Raw genomic sequence first — 23,693 nt, 5'->3', positions numbered from 1 at the left:
CATATCTAGCGGGCAAGAGGCCCGCACCACAAGAGTTTGATAATTCAACTTTGTACCTCATGTTCAGCGGAAAACGCTGTAAGAGATCCTCGACGTATTTAATAATTCGGGGATCTATATTTTGTATTAAAATATTTTCAGTAGGAACAGTCATTAGTAAATCTAACGGAAGTTTTCATAATTTAAAGATTGGGCTGCACAAAAGCTCAACAAATATTGAAGGTAGACATAGTTCTTGGTTGCGTTGGTGTTACGAAGATGGTACAATTTTAGCGACTGGTGATGAACGCGCTCAATTATTAGCGGAAAGATTAAAGGCTTTGGGTGTAGATCCTGATAGTATTTAAAGGAGATTAAGTAAGGGTAAAGGGTCACAAAGCTCAACCCTTTTGATTTTAAAACCTTTTCTTAACCCAGCTTTTCAAATACTTTGAACATTGGCAAATACATAGCCAGTAAAATCGTCCCCACCATTCCCCCCAGTACCACAATCATCACCGGTTCTAAAATGCTGGTGAGCGCCTTAACTGCCTGTTCTACTTCATCTTCGTAGAAATCGGCAACTTTCATCAACATTCCATCTAGTTGTCCCGTTTCTTCACCAATACTCATCATCTGAATTGCCATCATCGGAAAAACATTTTCTTTTAGTAAAGCAACACTAATCATCCCTCCCTGTTGAACCTCTTCACGAGCAGCGTCAATGGCATTAGCAATAACCTGGTTTCCTGATGTATCCCGCACAATTTCTAAGCAGGTTAAAATCGGGACTCCAGAACGAGTTAATGAACCAAAAGTTCTACTAAATCTTGCAATGGAAGATTTTTGAATCAAATCACCAAACAAAGGAACTTTTAGAGAAAGACCATCAATATTTAACTTACCAAAAGGGGTTTTATAATACTGCTGATAGGCAAAAGATAATGCAAACAAAATGGCGATAATCAATAAAGACCAATAACTTCGTAATACTTCACTACAAGTCATCAAAAATTGTGTAAGTGCTGGTAATTCTACACCTATATCTTTGAAAATATTTGCAAAAATTGGAATTAAAAAAATTGTCATCCCTAGAAAAATAGCAGTTGCCAAAAAACCTACTACTACTGGATAAGATAGAGCCGATTTAATTTGGTTCTGCAATCGTGATACATCTTCTAATAATTTAGCTAGACGATTTAAAACCTCATCTAACACGCCCCCAATTTCCCCCGCTTGGATCATACTTACATACAAACCATCAAAACAATCGGGATGTTTACGCATAGCATCGGAAAGACTAACTCCAGTTTGGACATCAGCACTAATTTCTGTCAAGGCCGCTTTAAGTTTAGGATTACCAGACTGTTCAGATAGCAAACCCAAACTTCTAACTATAGCTACTCCGGCATTTACCAAAGCAGCAAATTGCCGAGAAAAAACGGCTTTATCCTTAATAGAAACCTTGACAAAAGAATTTTGAATTTTTTCTAGATCAAATCGGGAAGCCAGACTTTGAGATTCTTTGATATCTTGAATTGCAAAACCCTGATTTCTGATATTACTGCGAGCTTCAGTTAAGGAGGCTGCGGTAACTTTTTTAGTTTTGGATGTTCCTTGAGAGTCACGAATACGAGCGACATAGGTAGGCATAATATTAATTTAAAATTTTGATATTGGTAATTGATGATTGGTAAATATTTCCCCTGTTCCCTGTTCCCTATTTCATTTAACGTACTTTAACCGTCGTTGGAGCTATCCCACCAATTAGACGCTGTACTTCATCTGGTTTTGAGGTTTTAGATATTGCTGATTCAAAAGAAATAGCTCCAGCTTTATACAAATCCGCTAAAACTTTTTCTAAAGTTTGCATTCCCACTTTGCCACCAGTCTGAATAGCTGAGTAAATTTGTGCTGTCTTTCCTTCCCGAATCAAGTTAGAAATAGCGGGAGTGATAATCATAATTTCTTGAGCCATTATCCGACCATATTCACCTGGTTTAGGATTTTTCTTAGGTACTAAAGTTTGACTAAAAACCGCTACTAGAGAGTTAGATAACTGTACCCGCACTTGAGTTTGTCTTTCTGCTGGGAAAACATCAATCATCCGGTCAACAGTTTGTGCCGCAGAACTTGTATGTAGTGTACCAAATACCAAGTGACCTGTTTCTGCTGCGGAAATCGCCAAGGAAATAGTTTCTAAATCCCGCATTTCCCCTACTAGAATAATATTAGGATCTTCTCGTAAAGCTGCTTTTAAAGCATTAGCAAAACTCTTCGTATCTTCTCCTAATTGACGTTGGTGAACTAGACTTTTAATTGGTTCATAAACAAATTCCACGGGGTCTTCAACTGTTAAGATATGTTCCGCCCTAGTCCGGTTAATTAAATCAATCATTGCTGCTAGGGTAGTAGTTTTACCAGAACCAGTTGGACCGGTTACTAAAATTAGTCCTCTTGGTTTTTCCGTCATTTCTCGGACTATATCTGGCAAACCTAATTTTTCAAAGTTAGGAATTTTAGAACTTAATGCTCGTAAACAAGCCGCATAAGCACCACGTTCTTTATAGACATTGACCCGAAAGCGAGCTAATCCCTTCACACCGTAAGAACAATCTAATTCCCATGTTTGCTCCAAGATTTTGCGCTGACTACCATTGAGCATACTAAAAATTAGTCTTTGACACTCATCAACAGTCAATATATGTTCACCAATGGGTGTCAGATGTCCACTAATCCGAAAATAGGGAGGCAAGCCAGCGGATAGGTGTAAATCCGAACCACCCTTATCAATCAATTGCTCCATTAAGTCTTCAATCATCATTTCCATAGTCTGATTCCCCCCAATTAATTAACAATGAAAAACTTAAAATTCTCAACTCAAAATCCTTGACTAGTCTAGAAAGCGAGGTGTCATACAGTAAGGACAATCTAACCATTCCGGTTGTAATTCTCCACTACAATTTAAACAAGTCAGACCACTTTTTCGTTTGGCTTTTAATTCAGCCTCTAAACCATTATCTGTAAATGTTACTCGTTCCACCTCCTCTAGGGTAGTTGCACCTTGACGGACTAAATCCAAACTGTAAGCTAGTAAGGTTTTCATTCCCTGCTCCACAGCCACTTCTTTAATCCTTTCCGTAGGCGCTTCCTTGTTAATGAGGACTTGTAACTCCTCAGTAATCCGCATCACTTCATAAACCCCACAACGTCCCTTGTAGCCAATACCATTACATTTTGGACAAAGATCTTTATGGGTAGTTATTTCCTCTGGTGGAATGGTATTGGCTTTATAGAAAGTCACCTGTCCTTCTTGGGAGGCTGATAGACCATAACGAGCTAATTCTTCAATGGTAGGCGCATAGGGAATCCGACATTCCGAACACACACGACGAACTAGACGTTGTGCTAAAACCCCAATTAAAGAACTGGAAATCATAAAAGGTTCAATACCCATTTCTCCTAAGCGAGCGATCGCCCCTGGAGCATCATTAGTGTGTAAGGTGGTTAACACCAAGTGACCCGTTAAAGAGGCTTCAATTGCCGTTTTGGCCGTTTCCTTATCCCGTGTTTCCCCCACCAGTAACACATCTGGATCTTGACGCAAAAAAGCCCGCAAAGCCGTGGAGAAATCTAACCCTTTTTCCCGAATTACCTGTACTTGAGTAATCCCCGGTAAACTGTACTCAATCGGATCTTCTACGGTACTGATATTAATACCAGGATCATTCTTTTCAGATAGTGCGGAATATAAAGAAGTGGTTTTACCAGAGCCAGTTGGTCCTGTGACCAAAATTAAGCCGAAGGGCTTGCTAACCATATCTTTAACAATCCTCAAGGTTTCTGGATCAGTAATTAACTTATCTAAGCCCAATTGAGTAGAAGAGTTATCTAAAATCCGCAGAACCACCTTTTCTCCATAGCGACTAGGGAGAGTATTTACCCGGAAATCCACCTTCCGTCCGGCAAATACACGTCGGATACGTCCATCTTGAGGTAAACGTCTCTCGGCAATGTCCAGGTTAGAAATAATTTTAAATCGCGCCGTCACTGCTGGGATAATTTTTTTCGGCATATTTTCAAATGCCTCGCGTAATATACCGTCTTTACGGAAACGAACTCTCAGATATTCTTCTTGGGGTTCAATATGAATATCTGAAACACCATCATTTAAGGCCTTCAACAAGATCCGATTCACAAGTTTAATGATTGGTGCATCATCAGCACCCTTCATTGCATTATCTAAATCAACATCATCATCAATACTCTCATCTATGGATAGGGTCTCTAAGTGGTCTAAATCCGCCTTAACATCATAGGTCTTTTGCTGTTCTAATAGTTTTTGACGGGCAGTCTCTTCGTTTAAGTATTTATTGATGATCTTCTGATAATCTCTCTCAGTAATTACCCTGCGCTGCAAAGACAAGCTTTCCCGGCGCAAGATCCGGTTTAGATCATCAGAGGCATCTAAATTATCTGGATCAACCATCGCCACCAAAACATAAGGAGGGTCTTGCTGGTCATCCCTTAACAATGGAACTAATTGATGTCGACGACATATATCCACAGGAATCAGGGTTTGAATTAAATTCTCCACCTTTGTGGTATCAATTTGGTTAATTTCCGGATCAAGGCACTCAACACCGTACAAAATCTTGAGTTCAAATAAATGTTGTTTTTTGTACTCAATGACAACCTCAGGTGATAATTTTCGCTTAGTAATTGATTCTAAGACTTCTGTTAATGGTTTATGAGACTTACGGCTGGCAATCATGGCCTGTCTCATCTGTTCATTACTGACATAGCCAGATGTAACTAGCTTATTAGCAAAAGGTGAAAACTCAGTTTTTGTGGTCAGCGCGGTGCTGCGACGTTGTGGTGATGAATAAGTCATAAGCAATTAATGGGGTGAGAGTAGGGAAGCCTTTTTTTGAGTATTCCCATACTGTGGTAGATAATTATCATTAATAATGTATTAAATTTCAGTCAACAAGCTTTATATGTAAAAATATTTATAATTAGAGTTTGTTGATGGCTAGTATAACCTAGCCATAAAAATTTTTTGGTGATGGCGAGAGTTGGTGTAAGTCATATAGAAAGAAGGAGGAAAAAAGGGGTAAAATCAATTTAAACTGGAATCCTAGTGTCAAAAACCAAAAAAACCATTAGGCATTTGTTTTTTTATACAGGTTAATCACCTTTCCTGTTACAAATAGTATAACATCATAAGTCACTGGGGCTCAATTCCCCACAGGGCTTTAATCCACGAATTCAAAGACCACCTAAAAGTTTTTGATTTTTTAGGTTTCAATTCTGGGATTTTCAGCCTATGTTCTTATAAGCCAGTAATTGGGCGAACTGATAGAGGTATAGCAAGCAATGAAAAGCGACTCCGCATCCGAAATTAACTCCAACCAGTCTGGTAGCGAGATTAATGACCAAGCAGCAAACCAAATAAATGAACAGGAAGAGAATATACTCACTAAAGAATATGGTGACGCTACAGCAAATCCTATTCAGTTAGATGTCGCTGTCTTGTCAGATTTAACTCAACAAATTGAAACTCTTAAAATTCAACTGGAAGAGCGTAGTTCTCAATATATGCGGATTGCGGCAGATTTTGAAAATTACCGCAAACGCACTGCGAAGGAAAAAGAAGAACTTGATTTACAGGTAAAGCGAAATACAATCACAGAATTGCTGCCCGTAGTTGATAATTTTGAGAGAGCCCGAGCGCACCTTAAACCCCAGTCGGAAGGGGAAATAACAATTCATAAGAGTTATCAAGGAGTTTATAAACAATTGGTGGACTGCCTAAAACGGTTGGGTGTAGCTCCCATGCGTCCTGAAGGTCAAGAATTTGACCCGAATTTACATGAAGCAGTTATGCGAGAACCTACGGATGAATATCCAGAAGGAACAGTTTTAGAAGAGTTAGTTCGGGGTTATTATTTTGGTGAGCGTGTACTGCGTCATGCACTGGTAAAAGTGGCTGCTCCCAGAGAAGATCTATCTTCAGTCTCGGAAGATTCTTCAGGGGAAGATAATAGTTAACCGAAACAGTATGGGGCTGTTGATATTTAAAGTTTAACAGCCTTATACTAGTCTTATGCACGGAGGTACGGAATCATCAAATTCATTAATTGATTTGCATGATTACGTTAGAATATTTAACTAAAAATACTTTGAATATGGAAAAAGTTATCGGCATTGATCTAGGTACTACTAATAGTTGTCTGGCTGTTTTGGAAGCTGGACAACCAAAAGTAATCGCTAACTCGGAGGGTGGACGGACTACCCCTAGTATTGTAGCCTTTGGTAAGGTTAATGATCGCTTAATTGGACAACTAGCAAAGCGCCAGACTGTAACCAATGCGGAAAACACGGTCTACAGTATTAAAAGGTTCATTGGTCGTCGTTGGGAAGATACAGAATTGGAGCGTAGTCGTGTCCCATATAATTGTACCAAAGGTAGAGATGATACCGTTGATGTACAAATTCGCGGACAAAACTACACACCCCAAGAAATATCCGCCATGGTTTTGAAAAAACTCAAGCAAGACGCGGAAAATTACTTAGGTGCTAAGGTTACAAAGGTAGTTATTACTGTACCAGCATATTTTACAGATGCTCAAAGACAAGCTACAAAAGATGCAGGGACTATTGCTGGCTTGGAAGTATTAAGAATTATTAATGAGCCTACTGCTGCTGCCCTAGCTTTCGGTTTAGACAAACAAGATCAAGAACAATTAATCTTAGTATTTGACTTAGGAGGAGGGACATTTGACGTATCTATTCTCCAACTGGGAGATGGAGTTTTTGAAGTTAAAGCTACTAGTGGTAATAATCATCTTGGTGGAGACGATTTTGATAATGCCATTGTTTCTTGGATGATAGAGCAGTTTTTAGCAGAAGAGAAAATAGATATTACCAAAGACAAAATCGCGCTCCAACGTTTGCGGGAAGCAGCGGAAAAAGCCAAAGTTGAATTATCTAGTATGATGGCCACTTCTATTAACCTACCATTTATCACTGCTGATTCCACAGGACCAAAGCATTTGGAAATGGAACTCAGTCGTTCTCAGTTTGAAAACCTGGCAGAAAATTTAATTGCGGGTACTATCGCCCCAATGGTACAAGCTCTCAAAGATGCGGAACTCAAACCTCAAAATATAGACCGGATTATTTTAGTCGGAGGTTCTACTCGTATTCCCGCTATTCAAAACGCCATAATCAAATTTTTCAATGGTAAAGCTCCAGATCATTCTATTAACCCTGATGAAGCTGTAGCCTTAGGTGCAGCTATCCAAGCTGGTGTTTTGGGGGGGGAAATAGATACCTTGTTGTTGTTAGATGTCACACCTCTATCTTTAGGGATTGAAACACTAGGAGAGGTATTTACAAAAATTATTGATCGTAATACCACAATTCCTACTAGTAAATCCCAAATATTTTCTACAGCGGTTGATGGTCAAACCTCTGTGGAAGTTCATGTTCTGCAAGGGGAAAGGGCAATGGCCAAAGATAATAAAAGTTTGGGTAAGTTCTTGCTCAATGGTATTCCTCCTGCTCCTCGTGGTATTCCACAAATTGAAGTGGCTTTTGACATTGATGTTAATGGCATTCTCAGGGTTGCGGCTCAAGATAAGGGTACTGGTAGAGAACAAAGTATTCGTATTACAAGTACAGGCGGTTTAAGTAGCAGCGAAATTGAGAAAATGCGGAAACAAGCTGAGGCATTTTCCGAAGATGATCAAAGACGCAAAGAACTGGTGGAACTCACAAACCAAGCTAATAATCTTTTGTCCAGTTACAATTCGACAGTACAGGATAATCCCAATTTAGTTAATGAGCAGTTGATAAATTTGGCTAATCAGAAGGTTGAAGAACTGCAAATGGCAATGAGGAATCCGAATATATCTGTACCGAAATTTAAAACCCTTTTAGACGATTTCCAACAAGCTATCTTTGCTATTGGAACAGAGGTTTATAACCATGCTAATCAAGAGGATGTAAAGTCAGGAGATGTAGTAAAATTAAGCGTAACTGAAGAATATAATCCCCTGTTAAACAATACAAAAATACCAGAATTACAGGTTGATTCAGATGAATAAAATTACTTAGAAAAGGAAATAGTCAAATAATATTATGTATCTGCCACGGAACAAAGTTTTTTAGAATTTTTAGATACAGCGCCTTTCTGTGTTATGAGGTACGTATCTAGCGGGCAAGATGCCCGCACCACAAGAGTTTCATGATTCAATGTTATGAGGTACATATCTAGCCGGCAAGATGCCCGTATTACAATAGTTTCATGATTCAATTTTGCACCTCTTCAGTGCGGAAAACGCCGTATTTTCTTCCTAAACTTTTTCCCAAGAATGAGTTATATGGCATGGTTCAATAAGTTAAGTAAGTTAGCCTTAAAAATTGTCGTTATGACAAGGGAACTTTTAATTTCTCGATTTAGCATAACAACTACCGCAGAACCTAATTTTTTGTGGAATATTAATAATATTCATGTTATTATAAATATCCCATGCTAACTATCATTGGTTGTGGTAATCTGAATCGGAATGATGATGGTGTCGGTGTAATTATTGCCCAACGTTTACAGCAATATCTCGCTCAAAATCCGCACCCCAAAATCCGTGTTTTTGATTGTGGAACTGCCGGAATGGAGGTGATATTTCAAGCGAGAGGAAGTGAAAAATTAATTATTCTTGATGCTAGTTGCACAGGTTCAGAAGCAGGTGCTATATTTAAAGTCCCAGGGAAGGAATTAGAAGCGCTGCCCGAACCTAGTTACAACTTACATGATTTGCGTTGGGATCATGCCTTGGCTGCTGGGAGAAAAATCTTTTTAGATGATTTTCCCGAAGAGGTGACAGTTTATTTAATTGAAGCTGCAAATCTGGATTTGGGGCTGGAATTAAGTCCTATAGTTCAACGTTCTGCTGATTTAGTTTTTGCCGAACTAATTACAGTTATTGAAGAGAATTTAATGGCTTAATCAAAAGTCTCAAATCCCAAATTATATCAGATCCAATCACGATAAATTGGTAACTCATCTACCCGCATTTCAAAAGGTACAGTTTGATGATCGGGAGGACAAATACGAATTTTAGCACTGCTAACAATGCCAGAAAGAACATTGGCCATAGGAACAATTTGTTGCAAAATTTTCCAGTTAGTAACTTGGTCAGGACATTCAATTACTAAAGTTAAAATACTGGCATGAGTTGTGGCATACCAACGACAATTAGACAATAAATTATGAATAATGCGATCGCATCCTTCATAAAAGTATTTACTAATTGAATGTTCCAATTGTTGCCTAAGCATAATATCTGCTGATGTTGGCTGTATAGGGTGCTTATCATCAGCATGGAATTGAGATTCTTTGTTCGTCATTTCCCGTTATTTTCCTATTTATTTACCAGTTGCCATTGCGTGCAATACGTGCTTATTGGTTTCTAGAAAGGCTTGGGTTTTATCATTATAAAAAGCACCAATACCACTACAATCTATTCCCCAATACTTGCTAAATAAATACAGTCTCTGTTTAACAAATCCGGTTAATTGCATAATAGACTGCTTGTGAAAACGCCTAATAGAACGCTTATTCCCAACGCTCTCTAACAACCGTTCTCGGTCAAGATTAAATTGAGGATGTTCTAGCCTTTGCGGGTAGTACCGCAAGGTGGAAGTCAAAAGTCAAAAGTAATGTTGAGCAAGCTTTTTGACGATAATGCTGTACTAGGTTTTAGAATTACTCTTAGCTTCAACATCTATGATAAATATAATTATATAACAAGATTTGAAAGATGCTTTAACAACGCAAGTAATATTTTAAAGTATTCACAATACCGTTAGCAATAATTTCTAATTTTATATGTGGTCAGAATATAATATCTTTCTATTGTTGTATTGGCAGATTTTTTTACTATATCTAATATCATATTTCTCACAAGTGTTGAATCCTGCAATAAAACTTTACAATCTTTGTGTTTTACCCAGGTAAAATCCATTGTCTATTGAGAATAGAGTCATTAATTGATCAAATTTGGTATCACCAATACCAATGCACAACTTGGACACAATCCTCAAAATCTTAACATTCAACACTTCTGCATATTTCTATTTCTCTTTCATATAAATAATTCCTGTTGTTGAGAATCAGGTTCTTCCATACGATTATTAGCTAAATTTACATAATCGGGATTAATTTCAATTCCTAAATAGTTTCTATTTAAATTTCTAGCTGCTACACAACTAGTCCCACTACCACAAAAAGGATCAAGAATAAAATCATCTTCTTTAGTTAATAATTTAATAAGTTCCTGAATAATATATAAAGGATAAACTGCTGGATGATGATTATTTTTAGTAATTTCTACCGGACTTTCAATGATGTCTTTTTTCATAGTGTTTCCTAAAATTCTAATAATAGTAAAACCATGATTCTTAATTTGGTTATTTCTCCCTCCTTCTTGTCCACCATAGGCTAATTTATGTATGCCATGAATTTTCATTCTAAATCCTTCAATTTCTCCATTATGTACTGCTAAAATAGCTTGATTTAATTCTTTAATAGCATGATTTTTTTGTGCTTCGCTTAAATCAGAATTTTTAATTAATTCCAGATATTTTTTACCTAATTTATCAGATGGTTTACCTTTAATACTTTTATTAAAGGTATCTAAATGTTGTAAATAATTATCTAAATTAAAGTAATAATCTTTTGATTTAGCAAATATGAAAAAAGGTTCTGTAGCTTGTATTAATTTTCTTTTATCTTGACGTGGTGTAGGATTTAGTTTTGACCATGTAATTTGATTAATCAGAAAAATATTTTGATTTTGGGTAGCTTGAATGGCAAATTTATAAGGAATTAGAGATAAACCACCGTTAATATATTTATCTCCCAAATTAAAAACTATTGCTCCTGTTTTTTTCAAAACGCGCACACATTCCCCAAATACAGTTAAGATATTTTCTAAATATTCTGCTTCAGTTGTTTCATTCCCTATACCTAAATTACCATTTCCATAATCACGTTGCTGAAAATATGGGGGTGAAGTGATGATTAAATCAAAAGTATCACTTTCTACTTGTTTGAGAATAGATAGATTGTCACCCAGAAGAATTTTATTTCTAAAGTCTAATATTTGTTGTTGTACTTTCATATAATTTAATTATTAATTATATTAATTAAATTGTGATTTCCCAACTATCATACAGCATTTTTGTTTTTGAACTTACAAATTTAATAAAATTTAACCTTTGATTTAGAGTCAGGATGATGTTCACTATTCTTCTTGATCTTCTTCTGCAAAAAAAATAATTTCTTCTATCTTCATAGGCCGTAACCCACTATTTACTATCAATACTTTACTATCAATACCAAATTTTTACTAATACAATTCTAAACAATCCAAATTGGGATTATCAAACAATTTTTGAATTACTACCACCCCAGAACGCAGTAGAGATTCAACTACTTGTGTTGGTGCATTTCCACAGCGTAACCATATAACTTTAGGTGGAGAACCATACAAACGGCTTCTCTCTGCAAAATCTACATCTTGAGTAACGATACAAAAATCATTGATCTTAGCAAATTTCCAAATTTCAGTATCAGTTTTTTCTGCTAAATCATGAAGCTAAACATGACTAGAATCAGGGAAAATATCTGCTAATTGAGTTACTAATTTACGACTTAAATTTTGGTCAAAAATCAATTTCAAACAGCACCTATCACAGCAACTAAACGATGTTCACGGTCAGCAGCAAATTCTAGACAAGCTCTAATATCGCCTTCTGTTAATTCGGGAAAATCCTCTAATATCTCTGGATAAGACATACCAGATGCTAACCAACCTAAAATATCATAAACTGTGATTCTCATCCGGCGAATACAAGGTTTACCACCCCGCTTATCTGGCTCAATGGTAATAATATCTTGATAGCTCATATTATTTCACCTCTCTAACTTTATAGTATTTTAACATCTTTTGCTTTAGGTTTAAGTCTATAAATTTAAACTCTATATTAAATACTATACAGGACTTTGGTTGTAAAAACCACAATTTAAACAAAAATTAATAATCACCATTTTCACTCATCAATCACCCGCACATAAATAGCCCGGGCTATTTGACGATTTATAGTCATAGATAAACCACAATATTTAATAATAAAAGTAGGAAATTGCTGTTCTACGGTAATGGTATTTCCCGTTTTAATTCCCATTGATATCAACTTTTTTCTAATTGTCTCGTCCTGACTTTGACAAAAAGTAACTATGCCAAATTCTCCTGATTTTAGTAACTCTAAAGAACAACCCATAATTGTAAAAGGGGTAAACATTGGATTATCACAATAAAAAGTGAAAATTGAAATGATGAAGGATGTTTATCATCTTTCATCATTGTCAAAGTGAAAGAACTTAGAAATTCTAAATCCCGACAAATATTGTATTAAGCAAGGTAAGGTTCTTGGTGGGTTTTGATTGTGCAGTTAGAACGGGGATAGCTAACACATAATAAAGCAAATCCTTTGCCCATTTGCTCATCATCTAGAAAAGATTGATCATCTTGATTGATTTCACCTTCAACAATCTTACCTACACAACTAGAGCAAGCGCCAGATTTACAGGAAAAAGGTAATTCAAGACCTGCTTCCTCGGCTGCATCTATAATTGTAGTGTCTTCGTCACATTCAACAGTGGTATCAATGTCTTCTTTTTTGTTGATCAATCTTACTTGATAGGTCGCCATTTTCCGATTCTCCTCAAACGTGAATGAAGTGAGTTTTTTGAGTTAGTTAAGTTTCCCTAGCTGAAGTCAAAATTCAAAATAAAGGATCTAACTTTTGAACTTTGAACTATTGTCCACAAGGTACACCAGTGGGAGTACCATCATTGGTTTTAAAAGACTTACCACAACCGCAGGTATCAGTTGCATTGGGGTTGGAAAACTTAAAACCGCTGTCCATAACTCCCTCTACAAAATCAACTACCACACCTGCTAATAAAGGGGCGCTTTTAGCATCAACGTAAATCAACACATTTCCTTGTTGAGATACGATATCATCAGGTTGGGGCTTGCTAGTAATTTCGAGGCCATACTCATAGCCACTACAACCACCATCTTTAACCGAGATGCGAACAGCTTTTGTCGCGTTATTAGTTTCGTCGGTTGTAGAACCCTTTAAAAATGCCCAGAGACGAAATTCTGCCTTTTCTGTTAAAGTAACAGTCATTTTGTGTCCTATTCTGTAGCGAATATTCTGATTTGGATGTGGATTTTGATAAAAGTGGTAACTTACACCGTTGCGGCTTGAGATTGGGAATATCTCCAAGGAGCAGTATTACCGCAGACTGGACAATTGCGATCGCGGTGAGAACGACGTTTAGCAAATTCCATTCTGTTTAAATCAATGGTCAGTAATTCTGATAACAGCGGTTGACTAAAACCAGTAATCAGTTTTACCGCTTCCAAAGCCGTCAAACAGGCTAAAGTCCCAGAAACAGCCCCCAGAACAGAAAAACCGCGTCGGTCCCAATCCGGCTTTTCTGGAAACAGACAAGATAAACAAGGGGTGACACCGGGAATAATCGTGGTCAGGTAAGCCTCCATTCCGTCCATGGCCGCCTCTACCATGGGCTTGCGCCAGCGCACACAGGCTGCATTTAACAAATTGCGTTCAGTGAAATTATGAGCGCAATCCAAAGCCATATCCGCTGACTGTACCAAAGAGTCCACATTTTCTGCGGTAATGTAATCGTGAATCACGTCCACTTGGACATCAGGATTAATGGCTTTGAGGGTTTCTTGGGCTTTAAATACTCTGGGTTTACCCACCCAGTCATCAGTCATCAAAACCTGACGATTCATATCATCCAGCCGCAAATCACCACCCCGGACTAGGATGAGCCGCCCAACACCCGCTACTGCTAGGTAAAGCGCCGCCGTACCACCTAATCCACCCACACCCGACACTAAAACAGTCGCTGATTTTAGGCGCTTTTGAGCTAATTCGCCAAAATTAGGAAGCATCATTTGGCGACTATAGCGTTCCAATTCGGTAGGCGTTAGGTTAATCACTTTTTAACTCCTAATCTGAGGTGATTTCTGTCAGGGTGACAACATTTTTGGGCTTATCATTAAATACCTTGAACAGCTTTTGTTCATGGGGTGTAGATTCTATAAACACCTGATAAGCTTGTTGCAAAGCAATACAATATTTCTCTAATCTTTCTTGATCACTTATTTGAGGATAAGTATCATCAATTTGACTCATGAACTGAGAAAACTTTTTCAAAATATGTAAACGATTGACATTTACAAATTTTTGGTCGTAGGGCAGATTAAAAAAGATAAAAAATTCTTCTGCATCTACGAGTTTTTTGAATTCATCAATATTAGTAATCATTTAGAATTCTCCATTTTTTTGAGTTGTTGCTTGAGTCCATCTAACTGACAGTAGATTTCGTAAGTTTCCGCAGCAACATCCATCAGTTTGTGGTAGTCTGTTGGTAGTCCTTCTGCTAAATCATGCAAGTCCATTTTCATTTGACCTGCTTTGCTATTTAGCTTTTTAATCTTGTTTGTGATTTCCTCAATTGTCATATTTTTTGTCCTTTGTCATTGGTCAGTTGTCCTTTGTCAGTTGTCAGTTGTAATTTGCTATAGAAGAGAACAAATTTGAAAGTTTCCTCTAACCACTAATCAATAACCACTAACTACTAACTACTGACCACTGACCACTGACTAATTAAAGATTGCCAACTTCGGGAAAACGTTTGGCTAAATCAATGCCTTTTTCCACAAACTTTGTGCCTTCTTCGTCTAATTTCTCGAAAGAATCAAAACCAAAACGATGAGCATCACGCAAAGTTTTGACAGCTAATAATAAGCGTCCAGAAAATATTAAAGCCCAGCCAAAACCCTCATGTCCTAATTCAACAACTACATTAGAAATGAGTCCGGTTTCCTTTTCAATACTGGATGCTATCGCCCGAAAAAAGGCATTAATGCGAGAAATTGTAGCGGGGTCAATTTCACCTTCTACGGAAATTTCCCGTTTCTTTTTTTTAGTAACAATATAGGGTTTGAGGATTAATTCATCATTCCAACTTCTGTAAAAACCATAGCTATCTTGCGCCCGGATTTGTTGAACTAATGATTTATGAAAAGGAGTTAAAACTACCTCTGAATTGTTACCCGTTCCATTCACATTATTTGTACTCATACTGTTCTCTCGTTTTCAAGTTCTTCAGCAAAACTAGGTTTTTTCTGTACTAAAGCTTTCCGTAACCAAGGTGGAGGATTACCTTTAAGAGTTTTGACTAATTTGTTGAGAATGTCTTCAATCTTTTCCTCCTCAGATTTAGCCTTCACTGGAGTGACATTCTTTTTAATTAAACGAGCGGCTGCACTACCACCAATAGCTACAACATAAACAATAGTACAATCATTAAGAGCCTGAAGTTTAGGGGTAATTTTATCCTCATTACCATCTTCTTTTAGATCACCTTCAAATTTGAGAGTTTCTATAAATTCATAGCCGTTATCGGAAATTTCATAAACATCAATTTCCTTGGCCCAACCAAAGTGAGCATTAACATGAATTCGGTCAGTTGTCGTAAAAGCAATTTTCACTTTCATTTGTCCTTTGTTGGTTGTCAGTTGTTATTTGTTAATTACTGATGACCATTGGTTCATCATTGATGATTCTTCTTGTTCTATGAATAGGTTTCCCATACCAAAAAGAAGTTCGATAGTACCGCGATATCCTACTTTGGTAAATAGACCATTTCCTAATCGGTCATAAATGGGAATACCTAAACGATAGAGGGGAATAGAAAGGCGTTTAGAAATGGTATTGACATGAGAATTACCAATTAATAAATCAGAACCTATTGCCAATTTTTCAAAATCTTCTAAATCGCCAATGGTGACATTTTTAATAGGAAGTTCTTGAAGTAAGGGAGAACGAGTTGTGGTGACAGCATTGTGAATTTCTGCTCCCATTGATTGCAAAAATCCAACTATAGACCATAATAAATCTGGTTCTAAAGCTAAAGATACTCTTTTGGCACTAAAATAAAAGTGAGTATCTAACATTGCATCTTGCAATTGACGACGTTGACGACGATATTTTTCAGGAACGGGATTTCCACTTAATAAAGATAATTTTTGCAGAAATTCATCTACAGGTTCTAATCCTATTAGATCTCTGAATACTTGATAGTTAGTTCCGAAGCGTTCTTCTAAAATTTTCGCCGCCTGGCGCATACTTTCACCTAATGCTAAGGTAAAAGCTGAACTACCCAAAGAACGTAATTCTTTTAAAGTTGTTCCACTAGCAGTTATAGCAGTATAACCATCTTCTAAATGTCCATCTAATGAAGCTCCTAAATCAGGAACAAATATGGGTTCTAGTCCAAAAGCTGTAACTATTTCCCGAATTTCTTGAACATCTCCAGGAGTGAGAGCAGCACCAGTTAAAATTGTGATTTGTTCTGGTTTAATTCCCCCTGCTTTGGGAATTTCTTTAACAATACTTTCTACTGCGACTGCAAAACCGTCTTGTAATGCACCTTTAAAATCAGGAGTGGGAGCAAAAATAATGGCTAAATGATTAAGTTCGGGGTGACGTTCTCGAATATCTTTCAAGAACATTTCTATATCATCACCTCTAGTTTCTGTTAACCCAGTGGTACACAAACCAATAATTTCTGGTTGTACCTTTTCTACTAAAGTGAGAATAGCTTGTTCCACATTTTCTTCACCACCTAAAATAGTAGTAACTTCCGTCATTGCGGTAGTAGCGAGGGGAATTGCTTCCCGAAAATGTCGAACTAAAACTACTTTTGCAAAGGCTGTACAACCCTGAGAACCATGAAATAAGGGCATAGTTCCCTTTAAACCCAAGAAAGCTAAAGAAGCACCTAAAGCCTGACTTTGTTTGAGGGGGTTGACAGTCACAGACTTTTCTGGAACAATTGCGATCGCCATAAATGAATCTTTGATAAATTATAGAACATCTAAAAATCTTGTGGGATGGGCTTCTAGCCCGTCCAGGGTAAGGGCAGACAGGATGTCTACCCCACAATAATTCAGGTTTCTAGCCCGTCCAGGGTAAGGGCAGATAGGATGTCTACCCCACAATAATTAACAAGATATTTCTCTCTTTTTACTCCCAAGGGGCTGGCTTACGAATTTGCTCCCAAACGGGGCTATATAAAGCCTCAGTCAACTCTCGCGCCATTTCCACCATACCCACATAACCCGCATAGGGATGATGACGTTCTTGGTTAATATCTAAAAAGGGAATTCTCGCTTTTAAAGCAGTATATTGATTTCTACCCCCAGCAATAAGCATATCTGCGTTAGTTTCTGCAATTAATTTCAGGAGTTCGGAAGCGTTTCCTTTCTCCAGCATAATACCATCATTACCCAATAAATTTTTGATTTTCGCCTTATCCTCTTCTGTACTTTTGCGCGTGCTAGTCGCCACAACTTCAATTCCCAAATCCTTCGCAGCGGAAATAATTGACCAACTTTTTACACCACCAGTATAGAGAACAATGCGTTTTCCTTTTAATTTTTCTCGATAGGGAGCAAGTGCAATATCTAAGGCCGCAGTTTCTTCAACAATGAGTTTTTCTGTGCGTTCCTGTAAATCGGCATCACCTAATTTAGCTGCCACAGTTCGCAAACAACGGTTAATATCATTAATACCATAAAATGACTCTTCAATGTAAGGAATCCCGTAACGTTCTTCCATTTTTCGCGCCATATTTAAAAGCGCTCGTGAGCAAATCATCACATTTAATTTTGCCCGGTGAGCATAACGTACTTCTTGATAACGAGCATCACCTGTAATTTTTGATAAAACCCTAATTCCTAACTTTTCAAATAAGGGTAAAACTCCCCACATTTCCCCCGCAATATTGTACTCACCTATTAAATTAATATCATAAGATGTAGTATATTCAGGTTCAGCAGTTCCTACTACATATTCTAGTAAAGCTTCACCACCAAAACGATTACCTAAATTTTTACTACCAATAAATCCTGGAGCAATAACAGGAATAACAGGAGTTGCAATTTTTTCCGCTGCTACCTTACAAACTGCATCAATATCATCACCAATTAGGGCTGTAACGCAGGTAGCATAAACAAAAATCGCTGCAGGTTTGTAATTTTGATTAACTTCTAAAATCGCCTGATAAAGCTTTTTTTCACCACCAAAAATTACATCATTTTCCCCAACATCGGTAGTAAAACCTGTTTTATAAAGCATTGAACCAGAAGACAAACTTCCACGACTTCCCCAGGAATTTCCAGCGCAAGCAATAGGACCATGTACCAAATGAGCAGCATCAGTAATTGGTACTAAAGCAATCATTGCACCATCAAAAGCACAACCTCCTTGAGCCGCACCTGGTTGAGCTTGTTGTGTACAAGATTTATGCTTTTTTTCTCCCTGTTTTTTTTGATTATGTTCACATCCTGATTCACTCAGAAGTTCATTAATTTTACTTTGGTTGACTTTCATTTTTATTCTCCCGTTAGATAGAATTTATTAACTTTACAAATTTTCCTTTCACAAAATGACAGTGGATTTCACATATTTAGACTACAGTTTAAATTAATGTATTTCTTGTTTTGTGCCTTTGCGTCTACTTTATAAGATCTCTAAAAGAGATTAACTTAATATTTGCACAGATAAACCTGCAAAAAAGATATGTATTTATCTGTATTTTCTAGAGTGGGATTTTCATAACATTACCAGCATTCAGCCGCAAAGATTAAGGTGTATTACGACTATAAAATATTTGGGAGTTTGAGAAATTAATGATTAGCTGTAACGCACCTTATATATTGGTTTATAAATTGCGTTAGGCTAACACACCCTACTATACAGCGTTTTCCGCACTGATGAGGTACAAAATTGAATCATAAAACTTTTGTGGTGCGGGCATCTTGCCCGCTAGATATGTACCTCATAACACCGGAAAGTACTATAATTTAGTTGCGTTAATCTGCGGTTAATGATTCAGGAGGTGTTATTCTCCGCAGCTTGATTTCAATAAAGTATAAAATAAAACAAATGTATGGAAATAAATTTTCTTGGAACTTATTCCCAAATTGATCTGTCAGGTAGGTAAAAGGAACAAAGAGTATCGGCTAGGAATTGGAGACTGGGGAGGGTATTTTAGGTGATTTACCTATATTACCGTCCCCTTTGCCTATTTTTAACCGAAAATGAAAGAATGGGGTTTATCCCATCCTTGCAGACATTCTTAACGAATTAAGTCGTAGGAAATATCGGTCTTACCAGCAACATTGGTAGTACGGTCAATTTCTTCAAAGACTGTGTTAACAATCCAGTTCAACAGGTTAATAACACCTTTATAACCAACAGTTGCGTAACGGTGGTAGTGGTGACGGTCCATGATAGGATAACCAATTCTCACCAAAGGTACACCACAATCACGCCATAAATACTTACCGTAGGAGTTACCAATTAATAGATCTACGGGTTCGGTAAATAACAAGGAGCGTAAGTGCCACAAGTCTTTACCACCCCAGATTTTAGCGGATTTACCGAAGGTGCTAGAATCTAAAAGTTCTTGCAATTCTTTCTCAAAAACTTCATTGGTGTTGTGAACCAAGATGTGTACTGGTTCAGCACCCATTTCCAACATGAAACCAACTACACTGTAAACTAAGTCAGGATCACCGTAGATAGCGAAACGCTTACCATGTAACCAAGCATGGGAATCAGTCATTGCGTCAACTGCACGACCACGTTCGATTTCTAACTCTTCAGGAATAGCTTTACCAGTCATTTCGCTGAGTTTCATCAAGAACTCATCAGTTCCCTTGATACCCCAAGGACGAGAAACACAAACGTCTTGACCCCATTCCTTAGCAATGTATTCACGGGTCTTGGTTGTGGAGTAAGCTTGAAGAGCAATAGTAGCTTTACCGTTAATGGAGTCTGCTGCGTCTTCTAGTTTAGTACCACCTGGGTACATATTGTACTCACCATCACAAGGGGAATCAACGTAGTCACTGTTGTCAGATAATAAGGTGTAGTCAATACCCATCAAAGAAGCAATGCGCTTAACTTCGCGGTTGTTTTCTACGTAGGTATCAAAACCAGGAATAAAGTTGATTTTACCGTTGCTCTTGGCTTTCTTCTTACCTGCGGTTAAGGTAGAAAGGATTCCCTTCATCATGTTATCGTAACCAGTGATGTGAGAACCAACGAAGCTAGGAGTGTGAGCAAAAGGAACTGGGAAATCTTGAGGAACTGAACCAGCTTCTTTAGCGTTACCAATGAATGATTGTAAGTCATCACCGATAACTTCTGCCATACAGGTGGTACAAACAGCAATCATTTTAGGATTGTATAGTTTGTAAGAGTTAGCCAAACCATCAATCATGTTTTGCAAACCACCGAATACAGCCGCGTCTTCTGTCATGGAAGAAGAAACACCAGCAAATGGTTCTTTGTAGTGACGGGTTAAGTGAGTGCGGAAGTAAGCTACACAACCTTGAGAACCTTGAACGAAGGGAAGAGTACCTTCAAAACCTACGGCCGCAAACATAGCGCCTAAAGGTTGACAACCCTTAGCGGGGTTAACGGTTAAAGCTGTCCGTTCAAAGTTCTTTTCCCGGTATTCCCAGCTTTTGGTCCATTCGGAAACCCGTTGTACTTCTTCAGGGGTGTGGCCATTTTCAAACTGTTTCTTATTTTCAAACAGTTGTTGATATTCTGGTTGGTGGAATAGCTCAACGTGATCCTGAATCTTTTCTGGATTCTGAGGCATTTTCTGTATCTCCTGCGGTGTATGATGTTTGCGTTTGGTAAAGAGTCGGAAATATCACTCAAGATTCAGAATGCAAAATTCAAAACTGAGAATTTTTAATTTTGAATCTTGAATTTCCAACTCTCCTGGGGTTTTACCCCAGATTTTTGTTCCCTAGACGGAAGCTTTAGCTTTAGCTTTAACTTTTTTGTTCCAGGGAGCGCCAATTAATCCCCAGGTTGGGCTGTTTAGAGCTAAATCCATGTCACGAGCGAAAATTGCGAATCCGTCGTAACCGTGATAAGGGCCGGAGTATTCTTTTTATGGTTTAATATTTTTAAATAGCAAAATGTTTACCGAAAGCAATCTTAAAGTAGATATTGTTTACTAATAACATCTTTATTTTTAGTCTAAATATAGGCTAAACAGACAACTATGTATAACCAGAGTGAAGACAAATATCAGGAAGCTTTTGCAGATTTAGAACCTATTTCATCTACCGATGGCAGTTTTCTTGGTTCAAGTCTGCAAGCACAACAACAAAGAGAACACATGAAAACAAAGGTACTATTAGAATTAGAGCAGGTAAATCTGCGGTTAAAGTCTGCAAAGACGAGGGTAACAATTCGAGAATCAAATGGATCTCTGCAATTACGGGCAACTTTACCTATTAAACCAGGAGATGAGGATATCAGGGGAACGGGAAGAAAACAATACAATATCACTTTGAATATTCCTGCTAACTTTGATGGACTGAAAACTGCGGAAGAAGAAGCTTATGAGTTAGGTAAGTTAATTGCTAGAAAAAGTTTTGTTTGGAATGATAAATATTTAGGAAATGAAGCAATTAAACAAGAGTTAATAACTATTGGTGAGTTATTAGAAAAGTTTGAGGATGAATATTTTAAAACCCATAAACGCACTACTAAAAGTGAACATACTTTTTTCTATTATTTTTCTCGCATTAAGCGTTATACAAATGCTGATGATTTGGCAATTGGGGAAGTTTTGATTAATGCGATTAATAAGATAGATAAGGAATGGGCTAAATATAATGCGGTGAGGGCTATTTCTGTATTTTGCCAACTTTTTAAAGTTGAGATTAATTTAACTAATTATTCTAAAGTTCCTGAAAGTAATTCTCGGAATGTACCTACAGATAAGGGCATAGTTACGGGATTTTACAAGTTTGATGAATATCTAAATAATCGAGGTAAACAAGTTAATCAAGATGTGAAAGATAGCTGGCAACTTTGGCGGTGGATTTATGGAATGTTAGCGGTTTTTGGTTTACGTCCCCGTGAGCTTTTTGTTAATCCTCATATTGATTGGTGGTTAAGTGATGAGAATACAGATTTAACTTGGAGGGTTGATAAAGATTGTAAAACTGGTGAAAGGGAAGCTTTACCTTTATATAAGGAATGGATTGATGAATTTGATTTAAGGAATCCTAAATATTTGGAAATGTTGGCTATAGCAATTAGTAAAAAAGACCAAAATAATCATGCAGAAATCACGGCTTTAATTCAAAGAGTGAGTTGGTGGTTTAGAAAAATTGGTTTAGATTTTAAACCCTATGATTTACGTCATGGTTGGGCAATTCGAGCGCATATTTTGGGAGTTCCTATTAAGGCTGCGGCGGATAATTTGGGTCATAGTGTGCAGATTCATACAAAAACTTATCAACGTTGGTTTTCTTTGGATATGCGGAAGTTGGCAATTAATCAGGCTTTGAGTAAACGGAATGAGGTAGAGTTGATTAAGGATGAAAATACCGGTTTAAAAATGGAGAATGAACGGTTGAAGATTGAGGTCGAGAAGTTGAGAATGGAAATGGTTTATAAACGGAGTTAAGTTTGGTTAACCAAGAATATTATTTTTGTAAAGTGTGGTATAACTGGTCAATGAATAATTATCTCAACCACCTAGCCAAAAAAATGCTATGATTAGTCAATGGGTAAACTAAGTAAATTAATTAAATATCTTCTTTCTTTCCTGAAGCCAGATTTGAAGAAATTAGTTATGTTTTGGAAGCATTTGGATATCAGGAAATTAGAGCGAAGGGAAGTCATCACGCTTTTGAAAATGATCAAGGAGAAGTGATTATTATTCCCAAAAAAGGGGGTAAAAAAGTTAAACGAACGTATATTGAAGAAACGATTAGATTACTAGACTTGGAAAATTGGCAAGATGAAAACTAATTCTCAACTTGAGCATCAATCTTCAGAATATTATCTGTCTTTAAAATATCCCATGTCTATTTATCCAGAAGAGGACGGAGGATATACAGTAATTATTCCTGACTTACCAGGTTGTATGAGTCAGGGAGACAATTTAGAGGAAGCGATAGAAAATATTAATGAAGCGCGAGAGTTATGGATAGAAACTGTTTATTGTAGTGGTAAAAAACAAATTCCTCTACCTTCTAAACTAATTTCTATCATTAATTCGTGAACAACCATCAAAAATTTTATGCGCTGACAACATAATCAACCAGGAGATCAGTCTATGGAAAGTATGAAGATTAAGACGCACATTGGTAATGATAAAATTCTCAAAATTGAACTTCCTGATGAATTTGCTAATGAAGAATTAGAAATAGTAATTGTATTTCAACGTATTGCAGAAAAATCATTACAATCTGCAACCAAAACGCCGGAAGAATTAGGATATTCTCGTAGGTTTTTAGAAGAAGTAATAGGTAGTTGGGAAGGTGAGCCGCTTGAAGGTCCAGAACAGCTTAATTTTGAAGAACGGGAGGAAATTACAGCAGTTTGATATCAAGTCCAGTACAAGAATAGCTATCTAAATAGGGTCAAAAAACAATCCACAATGATTAAACCAATTGAGAGCATTTTCATCAGTAATAGCATTAACC

At 37.2% G+C, this 23,693-nt stretch carries 26 protein-coding genes and 2 pseudogenes; 8 read left to right on the top strand and 20 right to left on the bottom strand.

The genetic code is table 11. The features are described 5' to 3' along the window. Nucleotides 1-59: 59 nt before the first annotated feature. Entirely contained in the window at nucleotides 60-347 is a 288-nt protein-coding gene (locus H6G44_RS20765) for a hypothetical protein (protein WP_390802823.1), read from the top strand. 61 nt (nucleotides 348-408) lie between these two features. Here H6G44_RS20765 and H6G44_RS14065 read toward each other — a convergent pair whose 3' ends face one another. The 3 genes from H6G44_RS14065 to H6G44_RS14055 form a co-directional block, all read right to left on the bottom strand. Beyond that, complete coding sequence (locus tag H6G44_RS14065; RefSeq protein ID WP_190387278.1) at nucleotides 409-1,632, bottom strand: type II secretion system F family protein; 1,224 nt, start codon at nucleotides 1,630-1,632, stop codon at nucleotides 409-411. Between the two features lie 76 nt (nucleotides 1,633-1,708). Then, on the bottom strand, nucleotides 1,709-2,809 hold the full coding sequence (locus H6G44_RS14060) for a type IV pilus twitching motility protein PilT (protein WP_190387279.1): 1,101 nt from the start codon (nucleotides 2,807-2,809) through the stop codon (nucleotides 1,709-1,711). Between the two features lie 63 nt (nucleotides 2,810-2,872). Then, nucleotides 2,873-4,873, bottom strand: a complete 2,001-nt coding sequence (locus tag H6G44_RS14055) for a GspE/PulE family protein (RefSeq protein ID WP_190387280.1) — start codon at nucleotides 4,871-4,873, stop codon at nucleotides 2,873-2,875. 485 nt (nucleotides 4,874-5,358) lie between these two features. On the opposite strand from H6G44_RS14055, the gene grpE reads away from it, so the two are divergent. The 3 genes from grpE (at nucleotide 5,359) to H6G44_RS14040 (ending at nucleotide 8,992) form a co-directional block, all read left to right on the top strand. Then, complete coding sequence (gene grpE, locus H6G44_RS14050) at nucleotides 5,359-6,033, top strand: nucleotide exchange factor GrpE (RefSeq protein WP_190387281.1); 675 nt, start codon at nucleotides 5,359-5,361, stop codon at nucleotides 6,031-6,033. Between the two features lie 137 nt (nucleotides 6,034-6,170). Then, nucleotides 6,171-8,093 carry a molecular chaperone DnaK gene (gene dnaK / locus H6G44_RS14045; protein WP_190387305.1) on the top strand — a complete coding sequence of 641 codons (1,923 nt, stop codon included), beginning with the start codon at nucleotides 6,171-6,173 and terminating at the stop codon, nucleotides 8,091-8,093. A gap of 425 nt (nucleotides 8,094-8,518) precedes the next feature. Beyond that, nucleotides 8,519-8,992 carry a hydrogenase maturation protease gene (locus H6G44_RS14040; RefSeq protein ID WP_190387282.1) on the top strand — a complete coding sequence of 158 codons (474 nt, stop codon included), beginning with the start codon at nucleotides 8,519-8,521 and terminating at the stop codon, nucleotides 8,990-8,992. 26 nt (nucleotides 8,993-9,018) lie between these two features. Here H6G44_RS14040 and H6G44_RS14035 read toward each other — a convergent pair whose 3' ends face one another. The 17 genes and pseudogenes from H6G44_RS14035 to H6G44_RS20360 form a co-directional block, all read right to left on the bottom strand. Continuing rightward, nucleotides 9,019-9,393 carry a hypothetical protein gene (locus tag H6G44_RS14035; RefSeq protein WP_190387283.1) on the bottom strand — a complete coding sequence of 125 codons (375 nt, stop codon included), beginning with the start codon at nucleotides 9,391-9,393 and terminating at the stop codon, nucleotides 9,019-9,021. Between the two features lie 18 nt (nucleotides 9,394-9,411). Further along, entirely contained in the window at nucleotides 9,412-9,693 is a 282-nt protein-coding gene (locus H6G44_RS14030; RefSeq protein ID WP_190387284.1) for a hypothetical protein, read from the bottom strand. A gap of 437 nt (nucleotides 9,694-10,130) precedes the next feature. Further along, nucleotides 10,131-11,168, bottom strand: coding sequence for a DNA-methyltransferase (locus H6G44_RS14025; RefSeq protein WP_190387285.1), 1,038 nt, complete (start codon nucleotides 11,166-11,168; stop codon nucleotides 10,131-10,133). 228 nt (nucleotides 11,169-11,396) lie between these two features. Beyond that, nucleotides 11,397-11,723 (bottom strand): annotated as a pseudogene (locus H6G44_RS20365) (DUF5615 family PIN-like protein). Nucleotides 11,724-11,725: 2 nt separating this feature from the next. Then, a complete protein-coding gene (locus H6G44_RS14015) occupies nucleotides 11,726-11,956 on the bottom strand; it encodes a DUF433 domain-containing protein (RefSeq protein WP_190387286.1) in 231 nt (76 codons plus the stop codon). Nucleotides 11,957-12,099: 143 nt separating this feature from the next. Then, nucleotides 12,100-12,351 carry a FeoA family protein gene (locus H6G44_RS14010; protein ID WP_190387287.1) on the bottom strand — a complete coding sequence of 84 codons (252 nt, stop codon included), beginning with the start codon at nucleotides 12,349-12,351 and terminating at the stop codon, nucleotides 12,100-12,102. Nucleotides 12,352-12,461: 110 nt separating this feature from the next. Further along, the gene (locus tag H6G44_RS14005) at nucleotides 12,462-12,761 is read right to left on the bottom strand and encodes a 2Fe-2S iron-sulfur cluster-binding protein (RefSeq protein WP_190387288.1); all 300 of its coding nucleotides are present in this window, start codon (nucleotides 12,759-12,761) and stop codon (nucleotides 12,462-12,464) included. Between the two features lie 106 nt (nucleotides 12,762-12,867). Then, nucleotides 12,868-13,245: an iron-sulfur cluster assembly accessory protein gene (locus H6G44_RS14000; protein WP_190387289.1), complete on the bottom strand. Its 378-nt coding sequence runs from the start codon at nucleotides 13,243-13,245 to the stop codon at nucleotides 12,868-12,870. Nucleotides 13,246-13,307: 62 nt separating this feature from the next. Further along, a complete protein-coding gene (locus H6G44_RS13995; protein WP_190387290.1) occupies nucleotides 13,308-14,090 on the bottom strand; it encodes a HesA/MoeB/ThiF family protein in 783 nt (260 codons plus the stop codon). Nucleotides 14,091-14,100: 10 nt separating this feature from the next. Then, nucleotides 14,101-14,418: a nitrogenase-stabilizing/protective protein NifW gene (gene nifW, locus H6G44_RS13990; protein WP_190387291.1), complete on the bottom strand. Its 318-nt coding sequence runs from the start codon at nucleotides 14,416-14,418 to the stop codon at nucleotides 14,101-14,103. After that, the gene (locus H6G44_RS13985) at nucleotides 14,415-14,615 is read right to left on the bottom strand and encodes a CCE_0567 family metalloprotein (RefSeq protein ID WP_053540100.1); all 201 of its coding nucleotides are present in this window, start codon (nucleotides 14,613-14,615) and stop codon (nucleotides 14,415-14,417) included. The genes nifW and H6G44_RS13985 overlap by 4 nt, the downstream gene beginning before the upstream one ends. A gap of 145 nt (nucleotides 14,616-14,760) precedes the next feature. After that, nucleotides 14,761-15,237 (bottom strand): NifX-associated nitrogen fixation protein, encoded by a 477-nt coding sequence (locus H6G44_RS13980; RefSeq protein ID WP_190387292.1) that lies wholly within the window; start codon nucleotides 15,235-15,237, stop codon nucleotides 14,761-14,763. Then, complete coding sequence (nifX, locus tag H6G44_RS13975) at nucleotides 15,234-15,653, bottom strand: nitrogen fixation protein NifX (protein ID WP_190387293.1); 420 nt, start codon at nucleotides 15,651-15,653, stop codon at nucleotides 15,234-15,236. Before nifX ends, H6G44_RS13980 begins: the two co-directional genes overlap by 4 nt. A gap of 24 nt (nucleotides 15,654-15,677) precedes the next feature. Next, nucleotides 15,678-17,006 carry a nitrogenase iron-molybdenum cofactor biosynthesis protein NifN gene (gene nifN, locus H6G44_RS13970; protein ID WP_190387294.1) on the bottom strand — a complete coding sequence of 443 codons (1,329 nt, stop codon included), beginning with the start codon at nucleotides 17,004-17,006 and terminating at the stop codon, nucleotides 15,678-15,680. Nucleotides 17,007-17,184: 178 nt separating this feature from the next. Then, a complete protein-coding gene (nifE, locus tag H6G44_RS13965; protein ID WP_190387295.1) occupies nucleotides 17,185-18,552 on the bottom strand; it encodes a nitrogenase iron-molybdenum cofactor biosynthesis protein NifE in 1,368 nt (455 codons plus the stop codon). A 748-nt stretch (nucleotides 18,553-19,300) separates the two neighbouring features. Beyond that, nucleotides 19,301-20,836 carry a nitrogenase molybdenum-iron protein subunit beta gene (gene nifK, locus H6G44_RS13960; RefSeq protein ID WP_190387296.1) on the bottom strand — a complete coding sequence of 512 codons (1,536 nt, stop codon included), beginning with the start codon at nucleotides 20,834-20,836 and terminating at the stop codon, nucleotides 19,301-19,303. A 153-nt stretch (nucleotides 20,837-20,989) separates the two neighbouring features. Further along, nucleotides 20,990-21,133, bottom strand: a pseudogene (locus H6G44_RS20360) (nitrogenase molybdenum-iron protein subunit alpha); the annotation flags it as partial. Nucleotides 21,134-21,250: 117 nt separating this feature from the next. Here H6G44_RS20360 and H6G44_RS13950 point away from each other — a divergent pair. The 4 genes from H6G44_RS13950 (at nucleotide 21,251) to H6G44_RS13935 (ending at nucleotide 23,593) form a co-directional block, all read left to right on the top strand. Further along, nucleotides 21,251-22,669, top strand: a complete 1,419-nt coding sequence (locus H6G44_RS13950; RefSeq protein ID WP_190387297.1) for a site-specific integrase — start codon at nucleotides 21,251-21,253, stop codon at nucleotides 22,667-22,669. 125 nt (nucleotides 22,670-22,794) lie between these two features. Beyond that, nucleotides 22,795-23,016: a type II toxin-antitoxin system HicA family toxin gene (locus H6G44_RS13945; RefSeq protein ID WP_375379332.1), complete on the top strand. Its 222-nt coding sequence runs from the start codon at nucleotides 22,795-22,797 to the stop codon at nucleotides 23,014-23,016. Further along, a complete protein-coding gene (locus H6G44_RS13940) occupies nucleotides 23,006-23,269 on the top strand; it encodes a type II toxin-antitoxin system HicB family antitoxin (RefSeq protein WP_190387298.1) in 264 nt (87 codons plus the stop codon). The genes H6G44_RS13945 and H6G44_RS13940 overlap by 11 nt, the downstream gene beginning before the upstream one ends. Before the next feature lie 54 nt (nucleotides 23,270-23,323). Beyond that, nucleotides 23,324-23,593, top strand: a complete 270-nt coding sequence (locus H6G44_RS13935; RefSeq protein WP_190387299.1) for a hypothetical protein — start codon at nucleotides 23,324-23,326, stop codon at nucleotides 23,591-23,593. Nucleotides 23,594-23,693 lie beyond the last annotated feature (100 nt).

The sequence above is a fragment of the Aphanizomenon flos-aquae FACHB-1287 genome, assembly GCF_014698755.1.
GTDB classification, from domain to species: Bacteria; Cyanobacteriota; Cyanobacteriia; order Cyanobacteriales; family Nostocaceae; genus Dolichospermum; species Dolichospermum flosaquae.
Note: the sequence above shows the minus strand (reverse complement) of the source record. Positions and strands in the feature narration are given on the sequence as shown.